Below are 26,511 nucleotides of genomic sequence, written 5' to 3'. Positions count from 1 at the left end.
CCGCATGTTGCCAGGGCATGTTGACTAAAATTGTGAGCGCTTCGCAACGAGGTTATTATGTCCAATATACAGCCGCTGACCCTCAGCGCACTTCTGGCGCGTCGGGACTGGGAAAATCCCGGCGTTACGCAGTGGAATCGTCTGGCGGCCCATGCGCCGCTTCATAGCTGGCGCGATGAGCGGTGCGCCAGAGAGGAAGAACATTCGCCGGGCAGGCGGTCACTGAACGGCGAATGGCGGTTTGCACTGTTCCCGGCCCCTGAGCAGGTTCCCGAGGCGTGGGTGACGGACGAACTGCCTGACGCCGTCGCGATGCCCGTGCCGTCTAACTGGCAGATGCAGGGGTTCGATACGCCCATCTACACCAACGTCACCTACCCCATCGCCGTCAATCCGCCGTTCGTTCCGGCTGAAAACCCCACGGGTTGTTACTCGCTCACATTTACTCCGGATGACGCCTGGCTGGAAACCGGTCAAACCCGCATCATCTTCGATGGCGTGAATTCGGCGTTTCATCTGTGGTGCAACGGGGAGTGGATCGGCTATTCACAGGACAGCCGCCTGCCGGCCGAGTTTGATCTCTCCACCGCGCTGCGTCCCGGGGAAAACCGCCTGGCGGTGATGGTGTTACGCTGGTGCGACGGGAGCTATCTCGAAGACCAGGATATGTGGCGCATGAGCGGTATCTTCCGCGACGTGACGCTGCTGCACAAGCCCGGGACGCAGATTGCCGATTATACCGTGGCGACCGATCTGAACGCCGAGTGTGACCGCGCGGTGCTGAAGGTTGACGTCGCCTTGGCCGGTGCCCGCTATGCGGATTGCAGCGTGGCGTTAACGCTGTGGCGCAACGGCGAACCGTGCGCCAGCGCCTGCCAGCGTCCTGGCTCCGCTATCGTGGATGAACGTGGCCGCTGGGATGAGCGGCTGACGGTGTCGATGCCTGTCGATGCTCCCGCCCTCTGGAGCGCGGAAACCCCCGAGCTGTATCGTCTGACGCTTGCGCTCCAGGATAGTGAGGGCAAGGTGCTGGAGGTGGAGGCCTGCGATGTCGGCTTTCGTCGGGTTGAAATCAGCAACGGTCTGCTGAAGCTAAACGGCAAACCGCTGTTGATCCGCGGCGTGAACCGCCATGAACACCACCCTGAGCGAGGGCAGGTGATGGATGAAGCCACAATGCGCCGCGACATTGAATTGATGAAGCAGCACAATTTTAATGCCGTGCGCTGCTCGCACTATCCGAACCATCCGCTGTGGTACTCCCTGTGCGATCGCTATGGGCTGTACGTGGTCGACGAGGCCAATATTGAAACGCACGGCATGGTGCCGATGAGCCGCCTCGCTGACGATCCGCGCTGGCTTCCCGCCATGAGCGAGCGCGTGACCCGCATGGTGCAGCGCGATCGCAACCATCCGTCGATCATCATCTGGTCATTGGGCAATGAGTCCGGGCACGGGGCCAACCACGATGCGCTGTATCGCTGGATCAAAACCACCGATCCGACGCGTCCGGTGCAGTATGAAGGCGGCGGGGCAAACACGGCGGCGACGGATATTGTGTGCCCGATGTACGCCCGCGTTGATTGCGATCAGCCGTTCCCGGCGGTTCCTAAGTGGTCGATCAAGAAATGGATCGGTATGCCGGATGAAACGCGTCCGCTGATCCTCTGCGAATACGCCCATGCGATGGGCAACAGCTTCGGTGGCTTCGCCAAATACTGGCAGGCGTTTCGCGACCATCCGCGCCTACAGGGCGGGTTTGTCTGGGACTGGGTTGACCAGGCGCTGACCAAAAAAGACGAAAACGGTAACAAGTTCTGGGCCTACGGCGGCGATTTCGGCGATAAGCCAAACGACCGGCAGTTTTGCCTGAACGGGCTGGTTTTTCCGGATCGTACTCCGCATCCGGCGCTGTATGAGGCCCAGCGCGCCCAGCAATTCTTCACGTTCAGGCTGGCGAGCACCTCCCCGCTGGTGGTTGAAGTGCAAAGCGATTATCTGTTCCGCAACACCGATAATGAGCGACTGAATTGGTCCATTGCGCGTGACGGCGAGGTGCTGGCCTCCGGCGAGATAGCGCTGTGCATTGCGCCGCAGCGCACGCAGCGTCTGGCGATCGACCAGCCTGCGCTAGCCGCGTCGCCGGGCGAGGTCTGGCTTAACGTTGAGGTCGTCCAGCCGCGGGCGACGCCATGGTCACGGGAAAACCATCGCTGCGCCTGGGATCAGTGGCCGCTTGCGGCTCCGCTGTACATCCCGCCGTCAAAACCCAAAGGCAGTGCGCCGGTTCTGGTGACGCGCGATGATCGACTTGAAATTACGCACCGGCATCAGCAGTGGCTGTTTGATCGCGTCTCAGGACACCTTTCCGGGTGGCGGAACCGTGGCGCGGAAACGCTGCTTACGCCGCTGACGGATAACTTTACGCGTGCCCCGCTGGATAACGATATCGGCGTCAGCGAAGCCACGCGCATCGATCCCAATGCCTGGGTCGAGCGCTGGAAGGCGGCAGGAATGTACGATGTTACCCCGCGCCTGCTGCACTGCGAGGCGGAACAACGGGCTGGCGAGGCGGTCGTGACCACGCGTCATGTCTGGGAGCATCGCGGCAAGGCGTTATTCCTGAGTCACAAGATCTGGCGGATTGATGATGAAGGCATCCTTCACGGGGAGGTCCAGGTGCAGGTTGCGGCGGATATTCCCGAGCCGGCGCGGATTGGCCTGAGCGTTCAGCTTGCGCAGACGCCTGAAACCATACAGTGGCTGGGGTCAGGACCGCTGGAAAACTACCCGGACCGTAAGCTGGCGGCACAGCAGGGGCGCTGGACGTTACCGCTGCACGCCATGCAGACGCCGTACATCTTCCCGACGGAAAACGGCCTGCGCTGCGACACGCGCGAACTGGATTTCGGCGCGCACGCGCTGCGGGGGCGTTTCCACTTCTCCGTCAGCCGTCATAGCCAGAGGCAGCTTCGTGAGACAACGCACCAGCATTTGCTGCGCGATGAGCCGGGCTGCTGGCTGAGCCTGGATGCTTTCCATATGGGCGTGGGGGGCGATGATTCGTGGAGCCCGAGCGTGTCACCGGAATTTATCCTGCAACACCGTCAGTTGCGCTATAGCTTTAGCTGGCAACAACGCGACCGTTAATCTGCACGACGCGGCCACCCAGCGTGGCCGCACTTACTCAGGCTGATGCGGGTCGAGATTGCGTTCGGCCCACAGAATAAACTCCATCTTTGGCAGCGCCTTGCTGTAGTACCAGCCTTGTCCATACTGCACGCCGTGACGATGCAGCCACGCAAGCTGGCCTTCTGTCTCAATCCCTTCCGCAACCATCGCCAGCTTCAGCGATTTTGCCATTTCGATGATGTGCGGCGTGACGTTTTTGTACTCCAGCGCATCGACAAAGGATTTGTCGATCTTGAGCGTATCGACGTCCAGATCCTGCAAATAGCTCAGGCTGGAGTAGCCGGTACCAAAATCATCGATATAGATAGCATGCCCTGAACGGCGGAATGCGGCGATGGCCGGGGCGCTGACGGTGGGATCGGCAAAGCCGCGCTCGGTCAGCTCCAGGGCTATCTGCCGGGGATGAACTTCCCATTTGTTCAGCAGGCTGTGCAGCAGCGGGGGGATCTTGCCTGAGGTCAAATCCGCAGGCGCTAGGTTAATCGAAATATGCTGGTCAGGATGCAGATGAAGCCAGTGCCCCATATCCTCGAACACCTTTTCGATAACCAGTTGGGTCAGCTGTGAAATAAGGCCCGTCTGCTCGGCCAGCGGCACAAAGATATCCGGTGACAGGCTGCTGCCGTCAGGCTGGGGCCAGCGGCTCAGCGCTTCGGCACCGACGACTTTGCCGCTCTCCAGGTTCACAATAGGCTGGTAGTGAACCACAAAATCGCGGCTGTTAAGGGCATCCTGCAGACGGTTCTTCGGAGACTGAAGACGGCGCAGGATCCGCAGAACAAACAGCGCCGCGAGCAGGCTGACCAGTATCCCGAAGGGAAGCCAGACAAGAAGCTGCCGGTGCCAGGACGCTTCCAGCGGTTTTAACGCCGCCCACGTCACCACCGTAAAGCCCAGATCGGGAACCGATTTCGCAACGTACATCGAACCGTTGAACTGCAAACGTGCAGGCGTCAGCGTTTCCAGCTGATGGCGAATCTGCGGCTCGAGCGTGTCACTGCTGGCAAAGACAATGTGATTATCGTGACCAATCAGAGCCGCATCCATACGCACGGCGCCAAAGGGGATCACATCGACCAGCGATTCAGGATCGATCATCACCAGATAATTTCCCTTTCCCATCACCGCCATGTAGTGATTAAAGCCCAGATCGTTTTGCGTGGTCAGCCAGGCGTCATAGCCATCATGCGTGGTGCGTATTGGCGGTGGAAAGGGGGCGGCGGCGCTGGTCTGTTCCAGAGAGGAGCAGCGTGGCTTCAGATTCTCAGCGTAAATCACTTCCTGGATATAACGTAAGGAGAAGGCAACCCGCCGCATTTCACGCAGATGCAGACGGCTGCACGGGGGATAGGGCAGGGCCTGAAGCTGTGAAAGCGCGTCTTTCGCCTGCTCAACCACTTTATCCGTGCGCAGCAGCACGCGCGATGCATAACCGTCGAGCGCGTCCACAAATTTCTCTTCCGCCTGACGGTGTGCCAGCCAGATGCTGAGGCAAATGGGGACCAGCACCGAAAAAATCAGTATACCTGTTACCAGACTGACCAGATGTCGGGTTCTCATGCGGTTGTATCCTTCCTCATATGCCCGCCCCGGGGCGCTGAGTAAGCCCTTCAGAAGAGAAAGACGTTATCGTCAAATAATACCGTATAGCGCGTCAAAGCGATTGATTTTAGCTCAGAAAAGGGGATGCAGGACAGATCGCTGTCAACGCGATGCGTGATTGAGGGTTGTTTTTACGCCAGCGCTCGGATATCATTTTGTTATGTTATAACAATACATGAAGAGTCCACGATGAAACCAAATATCCATCCTGCCTATCGCACCGTTGTGTTTCATGACACCAGTGCCAACGAATACTTTAAGGTCGGTTCGACCATCAAAACGGACCGCGAAATTGAACTCGACGGTGAAACCTATCCGTATATCACCATCGAGGTCTCTTCAAAATCGCATCCATTTTATACCGGTAAGCAAAAAACGTTCTCGACGGACGGCAGCGCAGCACGCTTCCGCAAGCGTTTTGGCGGCTTTCTTAATGCGAAGCGAGGTTAACCATGCAGGTACTTAACTCGCTGCGCAGCGCCAAACAGCGCCATCCCGACTGCCAGATCGTCAAACGCAAGGGACGTCTGTACGTCATTTGCAAATCTAACCCGCGCTTTAAAGCGGTACAGGGACGCAAAAAAAGGCGTTAGAGGCGCGCATCTCGCCACTTCTCCAGGGATCTTACCTGCTTGCCATCGGCGCTGAAATTGTCGGTGGCAAGCCATTTCTCAAAGGCGACCGCCAGCCCGGGCCACTCTTTATCAATGATTGAAAACCAGTCCGTATCCCGGTTATGACCTTTCGTGACCAGCGCCTGACGAAAGCGTCCTTCATACTGAAAGCCCAGACGCAGCGCCGCTTTGCGGGATGGCTCGTTAAGGCTGTTGCACTTCCATTCGTAGCGTCGATAGCCCAGCGTATCAAAGACATAACGCATCAGCAGAGCGTGCGCTTCGGTGGACATTACCGTGCGGCTGAGCAGCGGTGAAAAATGCACATGACCCACTTCGACAACCCCGTTGGCGGGATCGATACGCATCAGCGCCAGCGTGCCGACCGGAGACTGCGTCTGATTATCAATCACCGTGAAATGCATGGGATCAGAGAGTTCACAGACGCTTTCGACCCAACCGGCAAACGCGTCGGCGGTGGCATCGGGTTCGCGCAGCAGCCACGTCCAGCTGCGCGTGTCTTCCGCCAGCTGATAGGCGGAAAACAGCGCCTGTGCGTGCCCGACGCATAAAGGTTCAAGTCGACAATAGCGGCCCGTCAGTACCACTCGCTCAGGATGGGGGCGTGGCTGCCAGTCTTCCAGTGCATCGCCCATCGGTTGTCCAAACGCATTGATTGTATTCATTGTTTTCCCCGTCATCGTCAGTAGACCCTCAGAGTAGATAAGTTCTGGTTCCTTAAAAAGCACCACTGAGTTATGTTTTGGTGGTACCACGGGAGAGAAAAATGAATATACCTGGCGATGAATTTCATGCCCTGTTAAGGGATGCGCTCGACGCGCGTGAAGACGAGACGCTGCAGCGCACCCTGTATCTGACGCTGCGGGAGGCGATTTTGGGCGGCAGGCTCCGCGCCGATAGCCGCCTGCCAGGCTCACGCACCGTTGCGCAGCAGCTTAACCTCTCGCGCAACACTGTCAATGCGGCCCTGGAGCAGCTCACGCTCGAAGGGTATTTGCTGCGTAACCGTCAGGGAACGCGCGTGGCGCAGCTGGCTCCGCGCGCTATCGCCAGGGATTTACCCGAGCCTGCGGTCACGCTTGCAAAACGTGTGACCCTGCTGCCGACACCCACGCCCCGCGACACGCCAGTTATGGCATTGACCCCCGGCACGCCTGCTATCAATTATTTCCCGCTGCCTTTGTGGCGACGCCTGTACGATCGCGTTTTGCGGGAGGAGGGCAGCGCCCTGCTGGGCTATGGCGACCCGGCGGGTGAACCGGCGTTGCGCGAGGCCATCGCCCGTCACCTGGCCCTTTCCCGGGGGATTAACTGCGAGGCCAGCCAGATAGTCATCACCGAGGGGGCGCTGGAGGGCGTTAACCTCTGCACTCAACTGCTCAGCGAGCCAGGCGACGTCGCCTGGGTGGAGAACCCCGGCTATGCCGGAGCAAAAAGCGCGTTTGCCAAATCCGGCGTAAGGATGGTGGGTATGCCGGTGGACGACGCGGGAATGCGCTGGGAAGCACAGCCCGCGCCTGCCCCGTCGCTGATTTTTACCTCGCCTTCCCATCAGTTTCCCTATGGGAGCGTACTCAGCGCGCGCCGACGCCTGGCGCTGCTTGAGCTGGCGCAGCACCACAAGGCGTGGATCATCGAGGATGACTACGATAGCGAGTTTCGTTACGCCGGTGAGCCGGTTCCGGCGATGCTCGGGATGATAAAAAACGCGCCGGTGGTTTATCTCGGGACGTTCAGTAAAACGCTTTTTCCGTCGCTGCGGATTGGTTTTATGGTTCTCCCGCCTGCGCTGGCAAAGGCCACGGGACATGCTATCGGCTCGCTGCTGCGCGGCGGTCATCGCGCCGAGCAGCGCACGCTGGCGCTGTTTATTGAGGAGGGGCATTATGCGCGGCATCTTGCGGCGATGCGCAGACTCTACCGTAAACGCTACCGACAGCTTCGCGAGACGCTAAGCGCGGAACTGCACGCTGAACATCGCGTACTGGCGGGAGAGGGGGGCATGCATCTTACCGTGGCGATTGAGGGCATCGACGACAGCGAAATAGCACAGCAGGCGAGAGCCTTCCAGCTGGCACCGGCGGCTCTGAGCGGATATTACCTTGAGACGAAGCAGGGGCAAACCGGCCTGGTGCTGGGGTACGGTAATACCTCTGCCTCGCAGTTCACACCCGCTGTCAGGCGTTTACAGCAGCTGATTGTGCAGCAGCGGGGCGGGAAAGGGTGAAGACGTCATAGAAAGAGAGTTGCCCCTTGGTCGAGACCATTTTTTGCAGCTGCTCTTTTTGCCTGATATCGACCGACGGCGAATGAAGAATGTTGTCGATCAGCTCCGACGGCACATAGCGCGTGTTATACCATTCGCCGTTATAACAGACCCGGAAATCAAGCACGTCGATATCTTCATAGCGATAGCGCGGATTAACGTCAAAAAAGAAGAACGCGTTAAACACCACAAAGAGCACCACCAGAAGCCAGACCGAGTCAGCAAGCGTTGCGGAGGTCATCATGACAACCAGCGTGGCCAGCCAGGCGGCGTACATGGCAACAAACAGTCCCGGATGTTTGCGGATAAAGCTGATGCTAAAGCGCGGGCGATTGTCGCGCTTTTCACGGGTGTTGAGATCGTCGATGGTGGCGGTGAGCAGGCGCTGTATCTCTGTCATTTTTTGCCTTCATGAATCGTGAAAATACAGGGGATCTGCTCATTTTAGGGGAGCGGCCGGGGGGAGGAAAGTAACAGTTATGGGGTGAAAAGCCATAACAGTTACGTCTGGCAGGCTTACAGCATCTTAATGATCTTCGCCGGGTTACCGCCCACCACGGCATTCGCCGGAACGTCTTTGACCACGACTGCGCCGGAGGCGATCACCGCGTTATCGCCGATCGTCACGCCAGGGTTGATTACCGCGCGTCCGCCAATCCAGACGTTGTTGCCGATGGTCACCGGTTTGCCATATTCAGCCCCGCTATTGCGCTCTGTCGGATCCAGCGGGTGGGTGGCCGTATAGATATGCACGCCCGGTGCAAGCATACAGTTATCGCCAATATGGACAGGGCAGACGTCTAACATCACGCAGTCAAAGTTGGCGTAAAAATCGTTGCCCAGAAAAATGTTGTAGCCATAGTCACACCGAAAGCTCGGCTCTATATATGCGCCTTCGCTTTGCCCCAGCAGTTCCTTCAGCAAGGCCGTGCGTTCTGCTTTCTCATCAGGTGCGGTGTGGTTATAACGATGCAGCAGATGACGCGCGCGCAACCGATCGGCCCGTAGCGTTTCATCGCCAGGGCGATACAGCTCGCCCGCAATCATCTTTCGTTTTTCTTCACTCATGGGAACCTCTCAGCATTTGTTGATGACCTAAAGGTAAAAGGAATTCAACATAAAGGGAACGTTCCCAAAAGGCAGGTGTGACGATAGTCACAACATTGTTGTGAGTGATTCTTCACTCGGGGACCTGTGTGTCACACAGGGGGGCGTAACGCGAAAGGGAATCCCACTAACATTGACGTAGACACTCTACAGCCAGGTACAAAAATTAACGGACAAATTTCCATACGGAAGACGGTATTTTGTCATAAAGCTTATTCATGGTTAACTCGGCCAGGCGATGATCCGCTGCTGAGTAAAATACAGCCAGTTCGTTATCAGAAAGCTCATATTTATTTTTTTCGATAACACGTTCAAGCGTGTCCAGTGACTGACAACGTCGCAAGCGCATCAAATAATCGATCTTGGTTAATGGTTTTTCAGACATAAATTCACCTTAGTCATTGTAATAATTTTAACAGGAAAGGCTAACAGGATTAGCTCGACTTGCATTGATGAAACAACGGAATAGCCGATTTCCTGATTTACGCCATTTCTGCAAATCCTGTGCGTTAATGCCGTAACTGCTGAACAACATAAAGGTGTCATCCAGATATTCATCAATTTGCTCAATCAGCTTATTATCTTCATTGTACTTAATTTTATAATTAAGTGCGAAGGTGGCGATATGCTCTATCAGCTCATTAAGCTGCAAATTGATGGCCGAGGTGGGGTCGTTAACCCACCCATGGTTACTTTCATCAAGATTGGCAAGACAGTCATGGTACAAGGATTCGCAGAGAAATTTCAACTGCGCAATATCATGCCTTTTTGGCGAGTACTCGTCCATAGCGCATCCCCTTTTGAGTGATTTCTTACTCACCGAACAACATTGTCGGGATGGATACAACTCACTTAGCCACGCGGGTGCTGTGTTCCTGATATCTCTAACTATAAGCCACTCTGATCAAGATTTCACCGCGCTATTACGAAAAATTACAATTAAAAGCGGCCTCTGCGATCTTCTACGCAAATGTGCGTTCGGGCCGGCATTTTTTTATCCCGATAACCTTATTTTTTCAGGGCTTCCTTATGTTTCATTGAGTTAGCTTAACGCCATTAGATGTCCAGATTCAGACTTCTCTCTCTGTTGCACAAAAAACCAGGAATGTTCCTAATAATGTATGCGAAGAAATAGAAATAAAAAAATTCTAAATTCGCCTGTTAAATTTTCAGTTAATTATGATATGCCTTTTCACGATGGCGGAAAATATACAGAACCGCAATAAGCGTAATTTATGATTTTAATCAGAAAGAAAAAAGGCCGCAAATGCGGCCTTTTTATCAGGTGAAACCGGTATCAGTGACGTTCTACCGGGTGACTATGCTCAACATCTTCATTCTTGCGGCTGAAGCGGCGGCGTACCACCACGAAGAACACCGGCACGAAGAAGATTGCCAGAACGGTCGCGGTCACCATCCCGCCCATTACGCCCGTACCTACGGCGTTCTGCGCGCCGGAACCGGCACCGGAACTGATAACCAGCGGCAGCACCCCGAGGATGAACGCCAGCGAGGTCATCAGGATGGGACGCAGACGCATACGTACGGCGTCAAGCGTGGCTTCAATCAGGCCTTTACCCTCTTTCTCCATCAGATCCTTGGCGAATTCCACGATAAGTATCGCGTTCTTCGCCGACAGCCCAATGGTTGTTAGCAGGCCCACCTGGAAGTAAACGTCGTTGGTTAACCCGCGGAACGTAGCGGCCAGCAGCGCACCGATAACCCCCAGCGGAACCACCAGCATAACCGAGAACGGAATCGACCAGCTCTCATACAGCGCCGCCAGACAGAGGAAGACCACGATCAGCGAGATGGCGTACAGGGCAGGGGCCTGGTTGCCGGACAGACGTTCCTGATAGGACATGCCGGTCCAGTCATAGCCGATACCCGCTGGCAGTTTGCTGGCAAGCTGCTCCATCATCGCCATCGCTTCACCGGTACTCTTACCTTCTGCAGCCTGACCGAGGATTTCCATCGATGGCAGGCCGTTATAGCGTTCCAGACGCGGTGAACCGTATTCCCAGTGCGAGGTAGAGAAGGCGGAGAACGGCACCATCTGACCATTGCTACCGCGAACGTACCAGTTGTTGATATCGTTCGGCAGCATACGGTATTTCGCTTCCGACATGACGTACACTTTCTTCACGCGACCGCGGTCGATGAAGTCGTTGACGTAGCTACCGCCCCAGGCTGCACCCAGCGTGGTATTAATGTCGCTGATGGACACACCCAGCGCCTGCGCTTTTTCCTGATCGACGTCGATCTTGTACTGCGGCGTATCTTCCAGACCGTTAGGACGCACGCCGGTCAGCAGGTCAGGGTGTTTCGCAACTTCCCCAAACAGCTGGTTACGCGCCTGAGTCAGTTTCTCATGGCCTAAACCGCCCTGGTCAATCAGCTGGAAGTCGAAGCCGGTTGCCGTACCCAGCTCAACGATTGCCGGCAGGTTGAACGCGAACACCATCGCATCTTTGATCTGCGAGAAGGTGCCCATCGCACGGCCGGTAATTGCTTCTACCTTGTTCTCTTTACCCGGACGCTCGGACCAGTCTTTCAGAGAGACGAAGGCGATACCGGTGTTCTGACCGCGACCCGCAAAGCCAAAGCCGTTAACCGCAAACACGGATTCAACGTTGTCTTTTTCCTTGGTCAGGAAGTAATCGGTCATCTCATCCAGCACCTTCTGGGTACGCTCTTGCGAGGCACCTGCAGGAAGCTGAGCCATACTCAGGAATACGCCCTGGTCTTCGTCTGGCAGGAACGAGCTTGGCAGACGAACGAACAGGAAGGCCATGCCCACCACGATGATGATATAGAGCAGCAGGTAACGACCGGTGCTGCGCAGGATGCTGCCCACGCTGTCGGTGTAGTGGTTCGTGCTCTTGTCAAACATGCGGTTGAACCAGCCAAAGAAGCCTTTATGCTCGCCGTGGCCACCTTTCTGAATTGGCTTCAGCATGGTGGCACACAGAGCTGGCGTCAGGATCAACGCCACCAGCACCGACAGGGCCATCGCGGAAACGATGGTGATCGAGAACTGGCGGTAAATCGCCCCGGTGGAGCCACCGAAGAAGGCCATCGGGATAAATACCGCAGACAGTACCATCGCGATACCGACCAGCGCGCCCTGGATCTGGCCCATCGACTTACGGGTTGCTTCCTTCGGCGGCAGGCCTTCTTCCGCCATCACACGCTCGACGTTCTCGACCACCACGATGGCGTCATCCACCAACAGGCCGATGGCGAGCACCATCCCGAACATCGTCAGGGTGTTTATCGAGTAGCCAAATATCGCCAGGATCGCGAAGGTCCCGAGCAGTACAACCGGCACGGCGATGGTTGGGATCAGCGTTGCACGGAAGTTCTGCAGGAACAGATACATGACCAGGAACACAAGGATGATCGCTTCAACCAGCGTTTTCACCACTTCGTGAATGGAGATTTGCACGAACGGCGTGGTGTCATACGGGTAAACGATTTTCAGACCTGACGGGAAGAAAGGTTCCATCTTCTTCAGCTCTGCACGGATCGCTGCCGCGGTGTCCAGGGCGTTAGCGCCGGTCGCCAGTTTGATACCCAGACCGGAAGCCGGTTTGCCGTTGAACTTGGCGATAACGTCGTAGTTTTCACCGCCCAGTTCCACTTTCGCCACGTCGCGCAGGCGAACCTGAGAACCGTCCGGATTCACTTTCAGCAGAATTTTGCCGAACTCATCCGCAGAGGTCAGACGCGTTTGTGCAATGATCGAGGCGTTAAGCTGCTGGCCTTTCACCGGCGGCGTACCGCCTAACTGACCGGCTGCAACCTGGGCGTTCTGCGCTTTAATGGCGCTGATCACGTCAACTGGCGTCAGCTGGAAGTTGTTCAGTTTGTTCGGATCCATCCAGATACGCATCGCGTACTGGGAACCGAACAGCTGAACGTCACCCACACCGGACGTACGGCTGATCACGTCCTTCATGTTGGCGCCTACGTAGTCGGAAATATCCTCCTGCGTCATGGTGCCGTTGGTGTTGATAACGCCAACAACCATCAGGAAGCTACTGGACGATTTCTCGACGCTCACACCCTGCTGTTGTACTTCCTGCGGCAGCAGCGGCATCGCCAGCTGCAGTTTGTTCTGCACCTGAACCTGCGCGATATCGGCATCAGTGCCTGACTCGAAGGTCAGGGTGATCTGAACCGTACCGGTTGAGTCACTGTTTGAGGACATGTACATCAGGTTATCGATACCGTTCATGTTCTGTTCGATAACCTGTGTCACGGTGTCCTGCACCGTTTTGGCATCAGCCCCTGGGTAGGTTGCGGAGATCGTCACCGCCGGTGGCGCAATCGTTGGATATTGCGCGACAGGCAGCTTCAGGATCGCAAGTCCCCCGGCTAGCATGATGATAATGGCGATCACCCATGCAAATATGGGGCGATCGATAAAGAAATTAGGCATGTCTTAACGGCTCCTGTTTAAGTTAAGACTTGGTTTGTTCTGACTGGCCACCGGCTGCGGCTTGCTGTTTATCGTCAGATTTGACTTCCTGCGCTTTCACCTGCGCGCCAGGACGTACTTTTTGCAAACCAGTAATAATCACGCGATCACCCGCTTTCAGGCCATCCGTTACCAGCCACTTGTCGCCAATCGCCTGCGTGGCGGTGATGTTGCGTGTTTCTACTTTGTCATCAGCACCGACAACCAGCGCGCTCGCATCGCCACGCGGCGTACGGGTCACACCCTGCTGTGGTACCAGCAGCGCATTAGGATTGGTCCCTTCTTCCAGACGGGCGCGCACGAACATACCTGGCAGCAGATTTTTGTCAGGGTTCGGGAAAATCGCACGTAAGGTGATGGACCCGGTGGTCTGGTCGACGGTCACATCAGAAAATTCCAGTGTGCCTGCCTGCGGGAACTTGATACCGTCATTGGACACCAGCTCCACTTTGGCTTTGCCGTTTTCCTGTTTCAGCGTGCCGTTAGCCAGCTCTTGCTTCAGGCGCAGGAAATCGTTGCTGGACTGCGTGACGTCAACGTAGATCGGATCAAGCTGCTGCACCGTAGCCAGCGCATTGGTTTGACCGTTCTGCACCAGCGCCCCTTCCGTGACGGAAGATTTACCAATGCGACCGCTGATAGGGGAGGTCACTTTGGTATAGGCGAGGTTGATACGTGCCGTCTCAACGGCCGCTTTGGCCGCTACAACGGCCGCGTTCGTCTGCTGCGCATCGGCCAGGGCTGTGTCGTAATCCTGTTGGCTGATGTACTGCGTGCCGAGCAGCTTTTTGTAGCGGTTCAACGTCAGCTGAGAGATCTTGGCTGCTGCTTCTGCTTTCGCCAGATCGCCTTTTGCGCTCTCATAAGACGCCTGATAGGTTGCTGGATCAATCTGATACAGAGACTCACCTGCTTTCACGTCACCGCCTTCGGTGAAGTTACGTTTCAGGATGATGCCGCTTACCTGTGGACGCACTTCCGCAATACGGTAAGCGCTGGTTCGGCCCGGTAATTCGGTGGTCATCTGCAGAGGTTCGGATTTGAGCGTCACGACACCCACTTCTGGCATCTGCTGAGCTCCTTGTTCTGCCTGTTTGTCGTCACATCCTGTAAGCGCTAAGCTGCCTGAGAGCATCAGAACGACCGCCAGAGGCGTTAACCCTCTGTTTTTGTTCATATGTAAACCTCGAGTGTCCGATTTCAAATTGATCAAGGGTCCTGAGTCTAAAAACCCATTGCTGCGTTTATATTATCGTCATGCTATGGTACATACATTCACAAATGTATGTAAATCTGACTCCTGTAAATTCACTGACGTATGGCACGAAAAACCAAACAACAAGCGCTGGAAACCCGACAACACATTCTTGATGTGGCAATGCGTTTGTTTTCACAGCAGGGTGTTTCGTCAACCTCGCTGGCGCAGATTGCTCAGGCCGCGGGCGTCACGCGGGGAGCGATTTACTGGCATTTTAAAGACAAGTCAGATCTGTTCGGTGAAATCTGGGAGCTATCAGAGTCCAGCATTAGCGATCTTGAGACTGAGTATCGGGCAAAATTCCCCGACGATCCACTCTCAGTATTAAGAGAGATATTAGTTTATATCCTTGAAGCAACGGTAGTTGAAGAACGCCGTCGCCTGATGATGGAGATCATTTTTCACAAATGTGAGTTTGTTGGCGAAATGGCCGTTGTCCAGCAGGCGCAGCGCAGCCTGTGTCTGGAGAGCTATGACCGCATAGAATACACGTTAAATCAATGCATGCAGGCAAAATTGTTGCCCGCCAATTTACTGACCCGCCGCGCGGCGATCCTGATGCGCAGCTATATTTCCGGGCTGATGGAAAACTGGCTTTTCGCGCCCCAGTCGTTTGACCTGAAAGCGGAAGCGCGCAGTTACGTCGCCATCCTGCTTGAAATGTGCCAGTACTGCCCAACGCTTCGCGACGATTCCGTACCGCTGTCTGCCTGAACCCTTCAGCCGTATTCTGCGCGGGAGTGAGAATGTTCGCGCTATTCTGCGTCTGACGGGCGTGATATCCTTCACGCCGGACTATTTTCGGTCATCCTCAGACATCATATTCATGACTATGCTGCACACCTATCGCTCGCAAAACGCTGTTATTGCTTTACTTTTTGCCATCCTGATTTTTTTCACGGTTGCGCCTTTCGCGCATGCTCGTGCAGACAATTCCAGTGATATTCCGACGCGTGCCGACATTCAGTCGCAGCTGGAAACCCTCAACAAACAAAAAGAGTTATCGCCTCAGGAGAAGCTCGTTCAGGGCGATCTGACGGAGACGCTGGAAACGCTGGACAAAATCGAGCGCGTCAAGGCCGAAACGACCCAGCTGCGTCAGAAAGTGGCGCAGGCACCGGACAACATGCGCAAAGCGATGGATGCCCTGAGTGCGCTGAGCGACGTGGATAACGATGACGAAACCCGCAAAACGCTCGCCTCGCTCTCACTGCGTCAGCTTGAATCGCGCGTGGCGCAGCTGTTGGACGACCTGCAAACGGCGCAGTCCGATCTCTCGACCTATAACAGCCAGCTTGTCTCGCTGCAAACCCAGCCTGAGCGCGTGCAAAATGCGATGTATTCCGCCTCGCAACAGTTGCAGGAGATCCGCAACCGTCTGAACGGCACCACCGTGGGCGAAGGGGCGCTGCGTCCCACTCAGCAAACGCTGCTGCTGATCCAGCAGAATTTGCTTAACGCGGAGATTGAACAGCAGCGTAAAAGCCTGGAAGGGAACACGGTGCTGCAGGACACCCTGCAAAAACAGCGGGATTACGTCACGGCCAACATCAACCGCCTTGAACACCAGCTCCAGCTGCTGCAGGAAGCGGTGAACAGCAAGCGCCTGACGCTGACGGAAAAAACGGCGCAGGAGGCGGTATCGCCAGACGAAACGGCCCGCATTCAGGAAAATCCTCTGGTGAAGCAAGAGCTGGAGATTAACCATCAGCTCAGCCAGCGTCTGATTGTGGCAACCGAGAGCGGCAACACGCTGGTGCAGCAAAATATCCGAGTCAAAAACTGGCTCGATCGCGCCCTGCAGGCCGAACGTAACATCAAAGAGCAGATCGCGGTGCTGAAAGGCAGCCTTCTGCTCTCGCGTATTCTCTACCAGCAACAGCAGACGCTGCCCTCCGCCGACGAGCTGGAGGACATGACCAACCGCATCGCCGATTTACGTCTGGAGCAGTTTGACGTGAACCAGCAGCGCGACGCGCTTTTCCAGAGCGACGCGTTCGTCGCCAAAGTGGAGGAAGGGCACTCCGCAGAAGTTAACGGCGAAGTACACGATGCGCTGTTGCAGGTGGTGGATATGCGCCGCGAGCTGCTCGACCAGCTCAACAAACAGCTTGGCAACCAGTTGATGATGGCCATCAACCTGCAAATTAACCAGCAGCAGCTGGTGAGCGTTTCGAAAAACCTGCAGGAGATTTTGACCCAGCAGATTTTCTGGGTGAACAGCAACAAACCGATGGACTGGGAGTGGGTTAAATCCTTCCCGGAAAGCCTGAAGACCCAGATCAAGAGCATGAAAATTACCGTTAACTGGGAGAAAGCCTGGCCCGCGGTGATGATTGCTTTCCTGGCGGGGTTGCCGCTGCTGCTGATTGCCGGATTAATTCGCTGGCGTCTGGGCTGGCTGAAAAAATACCAGGCGAAGCTCGCATCCGAAGTGGGGCAACTGCGCAACGACAGCCAGCTGCACACCCCGAAAGCGATCCTGATTGACCTTATCCGCGCGCTGCCGGTCTGCCTGTTGATTCTGGCGGCCGGGCTGATCCTGCTCACCATGCAGCTCAATATCAGCGACCTGCTGTGGGCATTCAGCAAAAAGCTGGCGCTGTTCTGGCTGGTGTTTGGCCTGTGCTGGAAGGTGCTGGAAAAAGACGGCGTGGCGGTGCGTCACTTCAACATGCCGGAGGCGCTCACCAGCCACTGGCGTCGCCAGATTGTGCGCATCAGCCTTGCGCTGCTGCCGCTGCACTTCTGGTCGGTCCTGGCCGAGCTTTCCCCGCTTCATCTGATGGATGATGTGCTGGGGCAGCTGGTCATTATGCTTAACCTGCTGCTGATTGCCGTTCTGATGTGGCCGATGTGCCGCGACAGCTGGCGCGATAAAGAGTCGCACAATCTGCGTCTGGTCACCGTCACGGTGCTGGCGATTATTCCGCTGGCGCTGATGGTGCTGACCGCAACGGGCTACTTCTACACCACGCTGCGCCTGTCGGGCCGCTGGATTGAAACGGTCTATCTGGTGATTCTCTGGAACCTGCTGTTCCAGACCGTGCTGCGTGGCCTGAGCGTGGCGGCGCGGCGTATCGCCTACCGTCGTGCTATCGCCCGTCGCCAGCATCAGGTGAAGGAGGGGGCGGAAGGCGCTGAACCGCAGGAAGAACCGACCATCGCCCTAGAGCAGGTTAACCAGCAGACCATGCGTATTACCATGCTGGTGATGGTGGCGCTGTTTGCAGTGATGTTCTGGGCCATCTGGTCTGATTTGATCACCGTGTTTGCCTATCTCGACAGCATCACGCTCTGGCAGTACAACGCGACCGAGGCCGGCGCCACGGTGATGAAGAGTGTGACCATGGGCAGCCTGCTCTTTGCGCTGGTCTCGCTGGTTATCGCCTGGGCCTTGATTCGCAACTTGCCGGGGTTGCTGGAGGTGCTGGTCCTGTCGCGGCTCAACCTGCGCCAGGGGGCATCGTATGCCATCACTACCATCCTCAACTACGTGATTATCATCGTGGGGGCCATGACCGTCTTCGGCTCCCTGGGGGTGGCGTGGGATAAACTGCAGTGGCTGGCAGCGGCACTCTCGGTCGGTCTGGGCTTTGGTTTGCAGGAGATCTTCGGTAACTTCGTCTCCGGCCTGATTATCCTGTTTGAACGTCCGGTGCGCATTGGCGATACCGTCACCATCGGCACCTTCTCCGGTACCGTCAGCAAGATCCGTATCCGTGCGACCACCATCACCGACTTCGATCGCAAAGAGGTGATCATCCCGAACAAAGCGTTCGTCACCGAGCGACTGATCAACTGGTCACTCTCCGATACCACCACCCGCGTGGTGATCCGCCTCGGCGTGGCCTACGGATCCGATCTGGATAAAGTGAAAGAGGTGCTGTTGAAAGCGGCGGCCGATCATCCGAAAGTGATGCACGATCCTGCTCCGGCGGTGTTCTTCACCACCTTCGGGCCGAGCACCCTGGATCACGAGCTGCGCCTGTACGTGCGCGAACTGCGCGATCGCAGCTACACCGTGGACGAACTGAACCGCGCCATCGATCGCCTGTGCCGTGAAAACGACATTAATATCGCCTTCAACCAGCTTGAGGTTCACCTGCGCAATGAAAAAGGTGAGGAATATACGGAAGTGAAGCGCGAGATGAAGGGTGACGACCCCACTCCCGCTTAACATCTGCTGATGTTTTCCCCCTCTCCCTCAGGGAGAGGGCCGGGGTGAGGGTAATTTTCCCTCAAAATCCCGCTTAACAATCTCCAGCGCCTTCAGCACCGTCTCTGCCGGAATAGCGTGATCCTCCAGCAGCATAATCAAATCCACGGCCAGCTTGACCTCATCGGGTGCATTTTCGAGTGACATGTCCTGCTCCTGTTAGCGGGTCAACCGTTCAATGACGCGTTCAATCTCGTCCAGCGCCTGACGACAGCGGACGATACGCCCTTCCAGCGCGGTAATTTCGCGCATCAATAACTGCTGTTCTTCAAGCGTTTCGGCAGCGTTAAGCCGCGTCTCGCGCTCGCGTTTCATCTCAAACAGACGCCGCTCGAACTCCTGGTTCTCCAGCCGCTTGCGCTGCCATTTTCCGAGGCCCGGGGAGGCGGTGTCCCAGACGCGCAGCGGCCAGGCGGCAATTTCACGGTGCAGGGCGGTGATCTGCTCGGTAAGATGCGCCGCAAGCCAGGCCACCTGTTCCTGCTGCCCGCTCTCTACAGCATGGCGCAGCTCGTCGAGATGGGTCTGGGATTCCGCGAGATAATCCTGAATTAAGGTGCTGCGGGTACGAAAGAGCTGCCTGTCAAAGCGCGGCTTCAGCGTGGCATGGCCCATCAGCGGCGTGGCCTGAGCCCGCAGGGCCGTCAGCTGATTTTGCAGCGTCTCCAGAAGCAAGGCTGTTTTCAATACGCTCTCCAGTGGTAAAGTAGCCGTTCAGTTTGATAACGATTCGCATTATGCAGCGTACTATTTTAATCATCATTGGCTGGCTCGCGGTAGTCCTCGGCACGCTGGGCGTGGTTTTGCCCTTGCTCCCGACAACGCCGTTTATCCTGCTGGCGGCCTGGTGCTTCGCCCGCTCGTCGCCGCGTTTTCACCACTGGCTGCTGTATCGCTCGTGGTTTGGCGGCTATCTGCGTCACTGGCAACAGCACCGCGCAATGCCGCCCGGGGCCAAGCCGCGCGCGATTGCGGTCATTCTTGTTACCTTCGCCATTTCACTGTGGCTGGTCAACATGCTGTGGGTGCGCATCCTGCTGCTGGCGATCCTCACCTGCCTGCTGATCTTTATGTGGCGGATCCCCGTGGTTGATGAAAAGCAACAAAAGCACTGAACCCTTATCCTGGCTGTTGCAATTATTGTCCGCAGCCAGTAAATTCGACCGTTTTCGAGCACAGGCACGCTTGGTTAAAGGTTAAACAATTGTTACCTTGACCGACTCTCTGCGCGCCGTGAGTAACACTGTTTCATTTAGGCACAAACCGATGACCGCAACTGCACAGCAGCTTGAATATCTGAAAAACAGCATCAAAAGTATCCAGGATTATCCAAAGCCTGGCATTCTTTTCCGCGATGTCACCAGCTTGCTGGAAGACCCGAAAGCGTATGCGCTCAGCATTGAACTGCTGGTCGAACGTTATAAAAACGCCGGGATCACCAAAGTCGTAGGGACTGAAGCCCGTGGCTTCCTGTTTGGCGCACCGGTTGCGCTGGCGATGGGCGTAGGCTTTGTGCCGGTACGTAAGCCGCGCAAACTGCCGCGTGAAACTATCGCAGAAAGCTACGAGCTGGAATACGGTACCGATCAGCTGGAAATCCACGTGGATGCTATCAAGCCCGGCGATAAAGTGCTGGTGGTGGACGATCTGCTGGCAACCGGTGGCACCATCGAAGCAACCGTGAAGCTGATCCGTCGTCTGGGTGGGGAAGTGACCGACGCGGCCTTCATCATCAACCTGTTCGATCTGGGTGGCGAACAGCGCCTGGAAAAACAGGGCATTACCAGCTATTGCCTGGTGCCTTTCCCGGGTCATTAATCCCGGTTCTCACAGCCTCGCTCAATGGGTGAGGTTGTGATAGCATTCCCCTCCATAAATCCACCTTCCAGCGTTGCAGAGCCTGCCCATGAGTTATCAGGTGTTAGCCCGTAAATGGCGACCACAAACCTTTGCTGACGTTGTCGGTCAGGAACATGTGCTGACGGCCCTGGCGAACGGCTTGTCGCTAGGTCGCATCCATCACGCCTATCTTTTTTCCGGCACCCGCGGCGTCGGTAAAACCTCTATTGCCCGTCTGCTGGCAAAAGGACTGAACTGCGAAACCGGGATCACCGCCACGCCGTGCGGCGTGTGCGATAACTGCCGTGAAATCGAGCAGGGACGTTTTGTAGATCTGATCGAAATCGACGCCGCCTCGCGCACGAAAGTCGAAGATACGCGCGATCTGCTGGACAACGTCCAGTACGCACCGGCGCGCGGTCGCTTCAAGGTCTACCTGATCGATGAAGTGCACATGCTGTCGCGCCACAGCTTTAACGCCCTGCTGAAAACGCTGGAAGAGCCGCCTGCGCATGTGAAATTCCTGCTGGCGACCACCGATCCGCAAAAGCTGCCGGTGACGATCCTGTCCCGCTGCCTGCAGTTCCACCTCAAGGCGCTGGACGTTGAACAGATCCGCGCCCAGCTCGAACACATTCTCGACGAAGAGAAGATCGTCCACGAGCCTCGCGCCCTGCAGTTGCTGGCGCGTGCGGCGGACGGCAGCTTGCGCGATGCATTAAGCCTTACCGACCAGGCGATCGCCAGCGGTGATGGCAAACTCTCGACCGATGCGGTCAGCACCATGCTCGGCACGCTGGACGACGATCAGGCGCTGTCTCTCATCGAGGCGATGATTGCCGCCAACGGCGAGCGCGTTATGTCGCTGGTGAACGAAGCCGCCGCGCGTGGCGTGGAGTGGGAATCGCTGCTGGTGGAGATGCTCAGCCTGCTGCACCGCGTGGCCATGCTGCAACTTTCTCCGTCGGCCATCGGGGCGGACATGGCGACCATCGAACAGCGGATGCGCGAGCTGGCTCGCACCGTGCCGCCTGCCGATGTCCAGCTGTACTATCAGACGCTGCTGATTGGCCGTAAAGAGCTGCCGTTCGCGCCGGACCGGCGCATGGGCGTTGAAATGACGCTGCTCCGTGCGCTGGCGTTTCACCCGCGCATGCCGCTACCGGAGCCGGACGTTCCGCGGCAGTCCTTTGCGCCCGTTGCCCCTACCGCGGTGATGTCGCCGCAGCAGGTGCCCCCGCAGCCGACGACGACGCCGCAAAACGTGCCGCTGTCGGATGCCACCAGTTCGGTACTTGCCGCCCGCAGCCAGTTGCAGCGTGCGCAGGGAGTAACCAAACCAAAAAAGAGTGAACCGGCAGCGCCTTCAAGAGCGCGGCCGGTGAACAACGCCGCGCTTGAACGACTGGCCTCGGTAACGGAGCGCGTTCAGTCGCGCCCTGTGCCGTCCGCGCTCGAGCAGAAAGCCCCGGTGAAAGAAGAGGCTTACCGCTGGAAAGCAACCACGATCGTGCAAGAGGTCAAGGTTGAGGTTGCCACGCCGAAAGCGCTGAAAAAGGCGCTGGAGCACGAAAAAACGCCGGAGCTTTCCGCGAAGCTCGCCGAAGAATCGATTGAGCGTGACGCCTGGGCCGCCGAGGTCAGCAAACTGCAGCTGCCGAAGCTGGTAGAGCAGGTCGCGCTGAACGCCTGGAAAGAGCAGGACGGCAATCAGGTGCGTCTGCATCTGCGTCCTGGTCAACGCCACCTCAATTCCCCTGGCGCGCAAAAAGCGCTGGCGGAAGCGCTCAGCGCATTACAGGGATCGTCGGTTGAATTGACTATCATTGAAGATGATAATCCGGCAGTAAAAACGCCGCTGGAGTGGCGACAGGCAATTTATGAAGAGAAGCTCGCGCAGGCGCGCGAGTCGATTGTTGCGGATAACAACATCCAGACCCTGCGCCGGTTCTTCGACGCGGACCTGGATGAAGAGAGTATTCGCCCCATTTGATCGTGAGTCTGACTTACGGTTTTAATCATTAATCGTGAAAGAGAGAGAAGCCTATGTTTGGTGGAAAAGGCGGTCTGGGTGGCCTGATGAAGCAGGCTCAGCAGATGCAGGAAAAAATGCAGAAGATGCAGGAAGAGATCGCTCAGCTGGAAGTCACGGGTGAATCTGGCGCAGGTCTGGTCAAAGTGACCATCAACGGTGCGCACAACTGCCGCCGCGTTGAAATCGACCCAAGCCTGCTCGAAGACGACAAAGAGATGCTGGAAGATCTGGTGGCAGCTGCGTTTAACGATGCTGCGCGCCGTATCGACGAGACCCAGAAAGAGAAAATGGCCTCTGTTTCCAGCGGTATGCAATTGCCGCCGGGCTTCAAGATGCCATTCTGATGCAAACCAGTCCGCTGCTCACGCAGTTAATGGAAGCGCTGCGCTGCCTGCCGGGCGTTGGCCCGAAGTCGGCCCAGCGCATGGCGTTCACGCTCCTGCAGCGCGACCGCAGCGGCGGGATGCGCCTGGCGCAGGCTCTGACCCGCGCCATGTCGGAAATTGGTCACTGTGCGGACTGCCGTACTTTTACCGAGCAGGACGTGTGTAACATCTGTACGAACCCGCGTCGTCAGGAAAACGGTCAGATTTGCGTGGTGGAGAGTCCGGCGGACATCTACGCCATTGAGCAAACCGGGCAGTTCTCTGGCCGCTATTTCGTGCTGATGGGCCATCTTTCCCCGCTGGACGGCATTGGCCCGGACGATATCGGTCTGGACAGGCTCGAACAGCGTCTTGAATCGGAAACGATCAAAGAGGTGATCCTCGCCACCAACCCAACGGTGGAAGGCGAGGCAACCGCTAACTATATTGCCGAGCTGTGCGGGCAGTATGGCGTTGACGCCAGCCGTATCGCCCACGGCGTGCCGGTGGGCGGTGAGCTGGAGATGGTCGATGGCACCACGCTGTCGCACTCTCTGGCCGGTCGTCACAAGATTAATTTCTGACCAAACGGAGGCGGCGTTCGCCGCCTTCGCTTGAAAATTCCCCCCCTTATCCCCATCTCTGACTCAACGTTTTTACAACCCCATTAAATGGCATTGTTGAGGTCGACTTAGATGAAAGGACAAGAAACCCGCGGTTTCCAGTCAGAAGTAAAACAGCTTCTGCACCTGATGATCCATTCCCTGTATTCCAATAAAGAAATCTTCCTGCGTGAGCTGATTTCCAACGCCTCGGATGCGGCGGACAAGCTGCGCTTCCGCGCGCTGTCCAACCCGGACCTGTACGAGGGCGACGGCGAACTGCGCGTGCGCGTCTCGTTCAACAAAGAGAACCGTACCCTGACCATCGCCGATAACGGCATCGGGATGAACCGTGACGAGGTGATCGACCATCTCGGGACCATCGCCAAATCCGGTACCAAAGCGTTCCTTGAGTCCATGGGCTCCGATCAGGCGAAAGACAGCCAGCTGATCGGCCAGTTCGGCGTGGGCTTCTACTCAGCGTTCATCGTGGCGGATAAAGTCACCGTGCGCACCCGCGCGGCAGGCGAAAGCGCTGAAAACGGCGTGCTCTGGGAATCTAAAGGCGAAGGCGAGTACACCGTTGACGACATTACCAAAGCGGATCGCGGCACCGAGATTACCCTGCACCTGCGCGAAGGCGAAGATGATTTCCTGAACGACTGGCGCGTGCGCTCGATCATCAGCAAATATTCCGATCACATCGCGCTGCCGGTTGAGATTGAAAAGCAGGAAGAGAAAGACGGTGAAACCGTTGTCTCCTGGGAAAAAATCAACAAGGCGCAGGCGCTGTGGACGCGCAACAAGTCTGAAATTAAAGACGACGAGTACAACGAGTTTTACAAGCATATCGCCCACGACTTTACCGATCCGCTGACCTGGAGCCATAACCGCGTAGAAGGCAAGCAGGAGTACACCAGCCTGCTGTATATCCCGGCGCAGGCACCGTGGGATATGTGGAACCGCGATCACAAGCACGGCCTGAAGCTGTACGTGCAGCGCGTATTCATCATGGACGACGCCGAGCAGTTCATGCCGAACTACCTGCGCTTCACGCGTGGTCTGATTGACTCCAACGACCTGCCGCTGAACGTCTCCCGTGAGATCCTGCAGGACAGCACCGTGACCCGCAACCTGCGTAACGCGCTGACCAAACGTACGCTGCAGATGCTGGAAAAACTGGCGAAAGACGACGCGGAAAAATACCAGACCTTCTGGAAACAGTTCGGCCTGGTGCTGAAAGAAGGCCCGGCGGAAGACACCGCTAACGTTGAAACGATCGCTAAACTGCTGCGCTTTGCCTCCACGCACAACGACTCCTCCGCGCAGACCGTGTCGCTGGAAGAGTACGTCTCCCGCATGAAGGAAGGGCAGGAGAAGATCTACTACATCACCGCCGACAGCTACGCCGCAGCGAAGAGCAGCCCGCACCTGGAACTGCTGCGTAAGAAAGGCATTGAAGTTCTGCTGCTGTCTGACCGCATCGACGAATGGATGATGAACTACCTGACCGAGTTCGACGGTAAATCTTTCCAGTCCGTTGCGAAAGCTGACGAGTCTATCGACAAACTGGCAGACGAAGTGGACGAAAGCGCGAAAGAAGCGGAGAAAGCGCTGGAGCCGTTCATTGAGCGCGTGAAAACCTTCCTGGGCGATCGCGTCAAAGAGGTGCGCTTCACCCACCGTCTGACCGACACCCCAGCGATTGTCACCACCGACGCCGACGAAATGGGTACCCAGATGGCAAAACTGTTCGCGGCAGCGGGCCAGGCGATGCCGGAAGTGAAATATATCTTCGAGCTGAACCCGGATCACCCGCTGGTGAAACGCGCGGCGGATACCCAGGACGAAGCACGCTTTGCCGAGTGGGTTGAGCTTCTGCTGGATCAATCCCTGCTGGCTGAACGCGGTACGCTGGAAGATCCTAACCTGTTCATTAAACGTGTGAATGCGCTGCTGCTGGCGTAACAATTTCCCTCACCCCCGCCATCTCCCACAGGGAGAGGGTGTAAAAGTTCCCTCTCCCTGTGGGAGAGGGGTAGGGTGAGAGCAACAGACCACACTCCGCCAAATAATCTCCCCCGTTAACCGTTTCAGCCGTCCCGCCTTCCTTGAGCCACATCCGTTCTGATGGTATTGTTTAGCGCTTTTGAAAAATTGAACCAACTTTTGAGGGGATTTTCGCAATGCGTATTATTCTGCTTGGCGCTCCGGGCGCGGGTAAAGGAACTCAGGCTCAGTTCATCATGGAGAAATACGGTATTCCGCAAATCTCTACCGGTGACATGCTGCGTGCCGCTGTTAAATCTGGCTCCGAGCTGGGTAAACAGGCGAAAGACATCATGGACGCGGGCAAGCTGGTCACCGACGAGCTGGTTATCGCCCTGGTGAAAGAGCGCATTGCGCAGGAAGACTGCCGCAACGGTTTCCTGCTGGACGGTTTCCCGCGCACCATTCCACAGGCTGACGCCATGAAAGACGCTGGTATCACCGTGGACTACGTTCTGGAGTTCGACGTACCGGACGAGCTGATCGTTGACCGTATCGTTGGCCGTCGCGTGCACGCTGCCTCTGGCCGCGTTTATCACATCAAATTCAACCCACCTAAGGTTGAAGGCAAAGACGACGTGACTGGCGAAGAGCTGACCACCCGTAAAGATGACCAGGAAGAGACCGTGCGTAAGCGCCTGGTGGAATACCATCAGATGACCGCGCCGCTGATCGGCTACTACTCTAAAGAAGCGGAAGCGGGTAACACCAAATACGCGAAAGTTGACGGGACTCAGCCTGTTGCTGACGTGCGTGCAGAGCTGGAAAAAATCCTCGGCTAAGTGCACTTTTCTCACCCGGCTCTCCGGGTGAGAAAAATTCTCATCCCACCTATTACAGCAATGGGTTTCGTTTACCC

General features: G+C 56.6%; 22 protein-coding genes, 1 pseudogene and 1 other annotated feature. Of the genes and pseudogenes, 13 read left to right on the top strand and 10 right to left on the bottom strand.

All coding sequences use genetic code 11. The features are described 5' to 3' along the window. The first annotated feature begins 57 nt into the window (after window positions 1–57). Window positions 58–3,150 carry a beta-galactosidase gene (locus FFS28_RS07475; protein WP_137849190.1) on the top strand — a complete coding sequence of 1,031 codons (3,093 nt, stop codon included), beginning with the start codon at window positions 58–60 and terminating at the stop codon, window positions 3,148–3,150. A gap of 33 nt (window positions 3,151–3,183) precedes the next feature. Here FFS28_RS07475 and pdeB read toward each other — a convergent pair whose 3' ends face one another. Next, on the bottom strand, window positions 3,184–4,752 hold the full coding sequence (gene pdeB / locus FFS28_RS07470; protein WP_137849189.1) for a cyclic di-3',5'-guanosine monophosphate phosphodiesterase PdeB: 1,569 nt from the start codon (window positions 4,750–4,752) through the stop codon (window positions 3,184–3,186). Window positions 4,753–4,983: 231 nt separating this feature from the next. Between pdeB and FFS28_RS07465 the strand changes: the two genes are divergently transcribed. Continuing rightward, window positions 4,984–5,244: a type B 50S ribosomal protein L31 gene (locus FFS28_RS07465; RefSeq protein WP_006176933.1), complete on the top strand. Its 261-nt coding sequence runs from the start codon at window positions 4,984–4,986 to the stop codon at window positions 5,242–5,244. A gap of 2 nt (window positions 5,245–5,246) precedes the next feature. Continuing rightward, window positions 5,247–5,387: a type B 50S ribosomal protein L36 gene (ykgO, locus tag FFS28_RS07460; protein ID WP_003859006.1), complete on the top strand. Its 141-nt coding sequence runs from the start codon at window positions 5,247–5,249 to the stop codon at window positions 5,385–5,387. On the opposite strand, the gene FFS28_RS07455 is transcribed toward ykgO, so the two are convergent. Next, window positions 5,384–6,094 (bottom strand): GNAT family N-acetyltransferase, encoded by a 711-nt coding sequence (locus tag FFS28_RS07455; RefSeq protein ID WP_058609365.1) that lies wholly within the window; start codon window positions 6,092–6,094, stop codon window positions 5,384–5,386. The genes ykgO and FFS28_RS07455 overlap by 4 nt on opposite strands. A gap of 101 nt (window positions 6,095–6,195) precedes the next feature. On the opposite strand from FFS28_RS07455, the gene pdxR reads away from it, so the two are divergent. After that, window positions 6,196–7,656: a MocR-like pyridoxine biosynthesis transcription factor PdxR gene (gene pdxR / locus FFS28_RS07450; protein ID WP_137849188.1), complete on the top strand. Its 1,461-nt coding sequence runs from the start codon at window positions 6,196–6,198 to the stop codon at window positions 7,654–7,656. On the opposite strand, the gene FFS28_RS07445 is transcribed toward pdxR, so the two are convergent. From FFS28_RS07445 to acrA, 6 genes are all read right to left on the bottom strand, one after another. Further along, on the bottom strand, window positions 7,607–8,095 hold the full coding sequence (locus tag FFS28_RS07445) for a YlaC family protein (protein WP_042320836.1): 489 nt from the start codon (window positions 8,093–8,095) through the stop codon (window positions 7,607–7,609). The two genes, pdxR and FFS28_RS07445, sit on opposite strands and share 50 nt — an antisense overlap. A 116-nt stretch (window positions 8,096–8,211) precedes the next feature. After that, window positions 8,212–8,763: a maltose O-acetyltransferase gene (gene maa / locus FFS28_RS07440; protein ID WP_102891332.1), complete on the bottom strand. Its 552-nt coding sequence runs from the start codon at window positions 8,761–8,763 to the stop codon at window positions 8,212–8,214. Between the two features lie 205 nt (window positions 8,764–8,968). Next, the gene (hha, locus tag FFS28_RS07435) at window positions 8,969–9,187 is read right to left on the bottom strand and encodes a hemolysin expression-modulating protein Hha (RefSeq protein WP_006176938.1); all 219 of its coding nucleotides are present in this window, start codon (window positions 9,185–9,187) and stop codon (window positions 8,969–8,971) included. A gap of 27 nt (window positions 9,188–9,214) precedes the next feature. Further along, on the bottom strand, window positions 9,215–9,589 hold the full coding sequence (gene tomB, locus FFS28_RS07430; RefSeq protein WP_006176939.1) for an Hha toxicity modulator TomB: 375 nt from the start codon (window positions 9,587–9,589) through the stop codon (window positions 9,215–9,217). A 510-nt stretch (window positions 9,590–10,099) separates the two neighbouring features. After that, window positions 10,100–13,246, bottom strand: coding sequence for a multidrug efflux RND transporter permease subunit AcrB (gene acrB, locus FFS28_RS07425; RefSeq protein ID WP_137849187.1), 3,147 nt, complete (start codon window positions 13,244–13,246; stop codon window positions 10,100–10,102). A 22-nt stretch (window positions 13,247–13,268) separates the two neighbouring features. Beyond that, a complete protein-coding gene (gene acrA, locus FFS28_RS07420; RefSeq protein ID WP_006176941.1) occupies window positions 13,269–14,462 on the bottom strand; it encodes a multidrug efflux RND transporter periplasmic adaptor subunit AcrA in 1,194 nt (397 codons plus the stop codon). Between the two features lie 141 nt (window positions 14,463–14,603). Here acrA and acrR point away from each other — a divergent pair, with 141 nt between their 5' ends. Further along, window positions 14,604–15,257, top strand: coding sequence for a multidrug efflux transporter transcriptional repressor AcrR (gene acrR, locus FFS28_RS07415; protein WP_006176942.1), 654 nt, complete (start codon window positions 14,604–14,606; stop codon window positions 15,255–15,257). A 118-nt stretch (window positions 15,258–15,375) separates the two neighbouring features. Beyond that, entirely contained in the window at window positions 15,376–18,723 is a 3,348-nt protein-coding gene (gene mscK, locus FFS28_RS07410; RefSeq protein ID WP_137849271.1) for a mechanosensitive channel MscK, read from the top strand. Here mscK and rsmS read toward each other — a convergent pair. Further along, window positions 18,720–18,909: pseudogene (gene rsmS, locus FFS28_RS07405) on the bottom strand (pleiotropic regulatory protein RsmS). The gene mscK and the pseudogene rsmS overlap by 4 nt on opposite strands. Window positions 18,910–18,921: 12 nt before the next feature. Continuing rightward, on the bottom strand, window positions 18,922–19,449 hold the full coding sequence (gene priC, locus FFS28_RS07400; protein WP_006176945.1) for a primosomal replication protein N'': 528 nt from the start codon (window positions 19,447–19,449) through the stop codon (window positions 18,922–18,924). Window positions 19,450–19,499: 50 nt separating this feature from the next. On the opposite strand from priC, the gene FFS28_RS07395 reads away from it, so the two are divergent. The 7 genes from FFS28_RS07395 (at window position 19,500) to adk (ending at window position 26,434) form a co-directional block, all read left to right on the top strand. After that, entirely contained in the window at window positions 19,500–19,877 is a 378-nt protein-coding gene (locus tag FFS28_RS07395; protein ID WP_006176946.1) for a DUF454 family protein, read from the top strand. Between the two features lie 151 nt (window positions 19,878–20,028). Further along, entirely contained in the window at window positions 20,029–20,580 is a 552-nt protein-coding gene (gene apt / locus FFS28_RS07390) for an adenine phosphoribosyltransferase (RefSeq protein ID WP_006176947.1), read from the top strand. An 88-nt stretch (window positions 20,581–20,668) separates the two neighbouring features. Then, window positions 20,669–22,594: a DNA polymerase III subunit gamma/tau gene (gene dnaX / locus FFS28_RS07385; protein ID WP_137849186.1), complete on the top strand. Its 1,926-nt coding sequence runs from the start codon at window positions 20,669–20,671 to the stop codon at window positions 22,592–22,594. Then, window positions 21,924–21,988: a sequence feature (DnaX frameshifting element), on the top strand. (Overlaps the previous gene by 65 nt.) 53 nt (window positions 22,595–22,647) lie before the next feature. Further along, a complete protein-coding gene (locus FFS28_RS07380; RefSeq protein ID WP_003858972.1) occupies window positions 22,648–22,980 on the top strand; it encodes a YbaB/EbfC family nucleoid-associated protein in 333 nt (110 codons plus the stop codon). Continuing rightward, the gene (recR, locus tag FFS28_RS07375) at window positions 22,980–23,585 is read left to right on the top strand and encodes a recombination mediator RecR (RefSeq protein ID WP_006176950.1); all 606 of its coding nucleotides are present in this window, start codon (window positions 22,980–22,982) and stop codon (window positions 23,583–23,585) included. Before FFS28_RS07380 ends, recR begins: the two co-directional genes overlap by 1 nt. A gap of 111 nt (window positions 23,586–23,696) precedes the next feature. After that, the gene (gene htpG / locus FFS28_RS07370; protein ID WP_137271698.1) at window positions 23,697–25,571 is read left to right on the top strand and encodes a molecular chaperone HtpG; all 1,875 of its coding nucleotides are present in this window, start codon (window positions 23,697–23,699) and stop codon (window positions 25,569–25,571) included. 218 nt (window positions 25,572–25,789) lie between these two features. Beyond that, window positions 25,790–26,434: an adenylate kinase gene (gene adk, locus FFS28_RS07365; RefSeq protein ID WP_006176952.1), complete on the top strand. Its 645-nt coding sequence runs from the start codon at window positions 25,790–25,792 to the stop codon at window positions 26,432–26,434. Window positions 26,435–26,511: the final 77 nt, after the last annotated feature.

This window comes from Enterobacter sp. 2VL (genome assembly GCF_005503595.1).
GTDB lineage: Bacteria > Pseudomonadota > Gammaproteobacteria > Enterobacterales > Enterobacteriaceae > Enterobacter > Enterobacter cancerogenus.
Note: the sequence above shows the minus strand (reverse complement) of the source record. Positions and strands in the feature narration are given on the sequence as shown.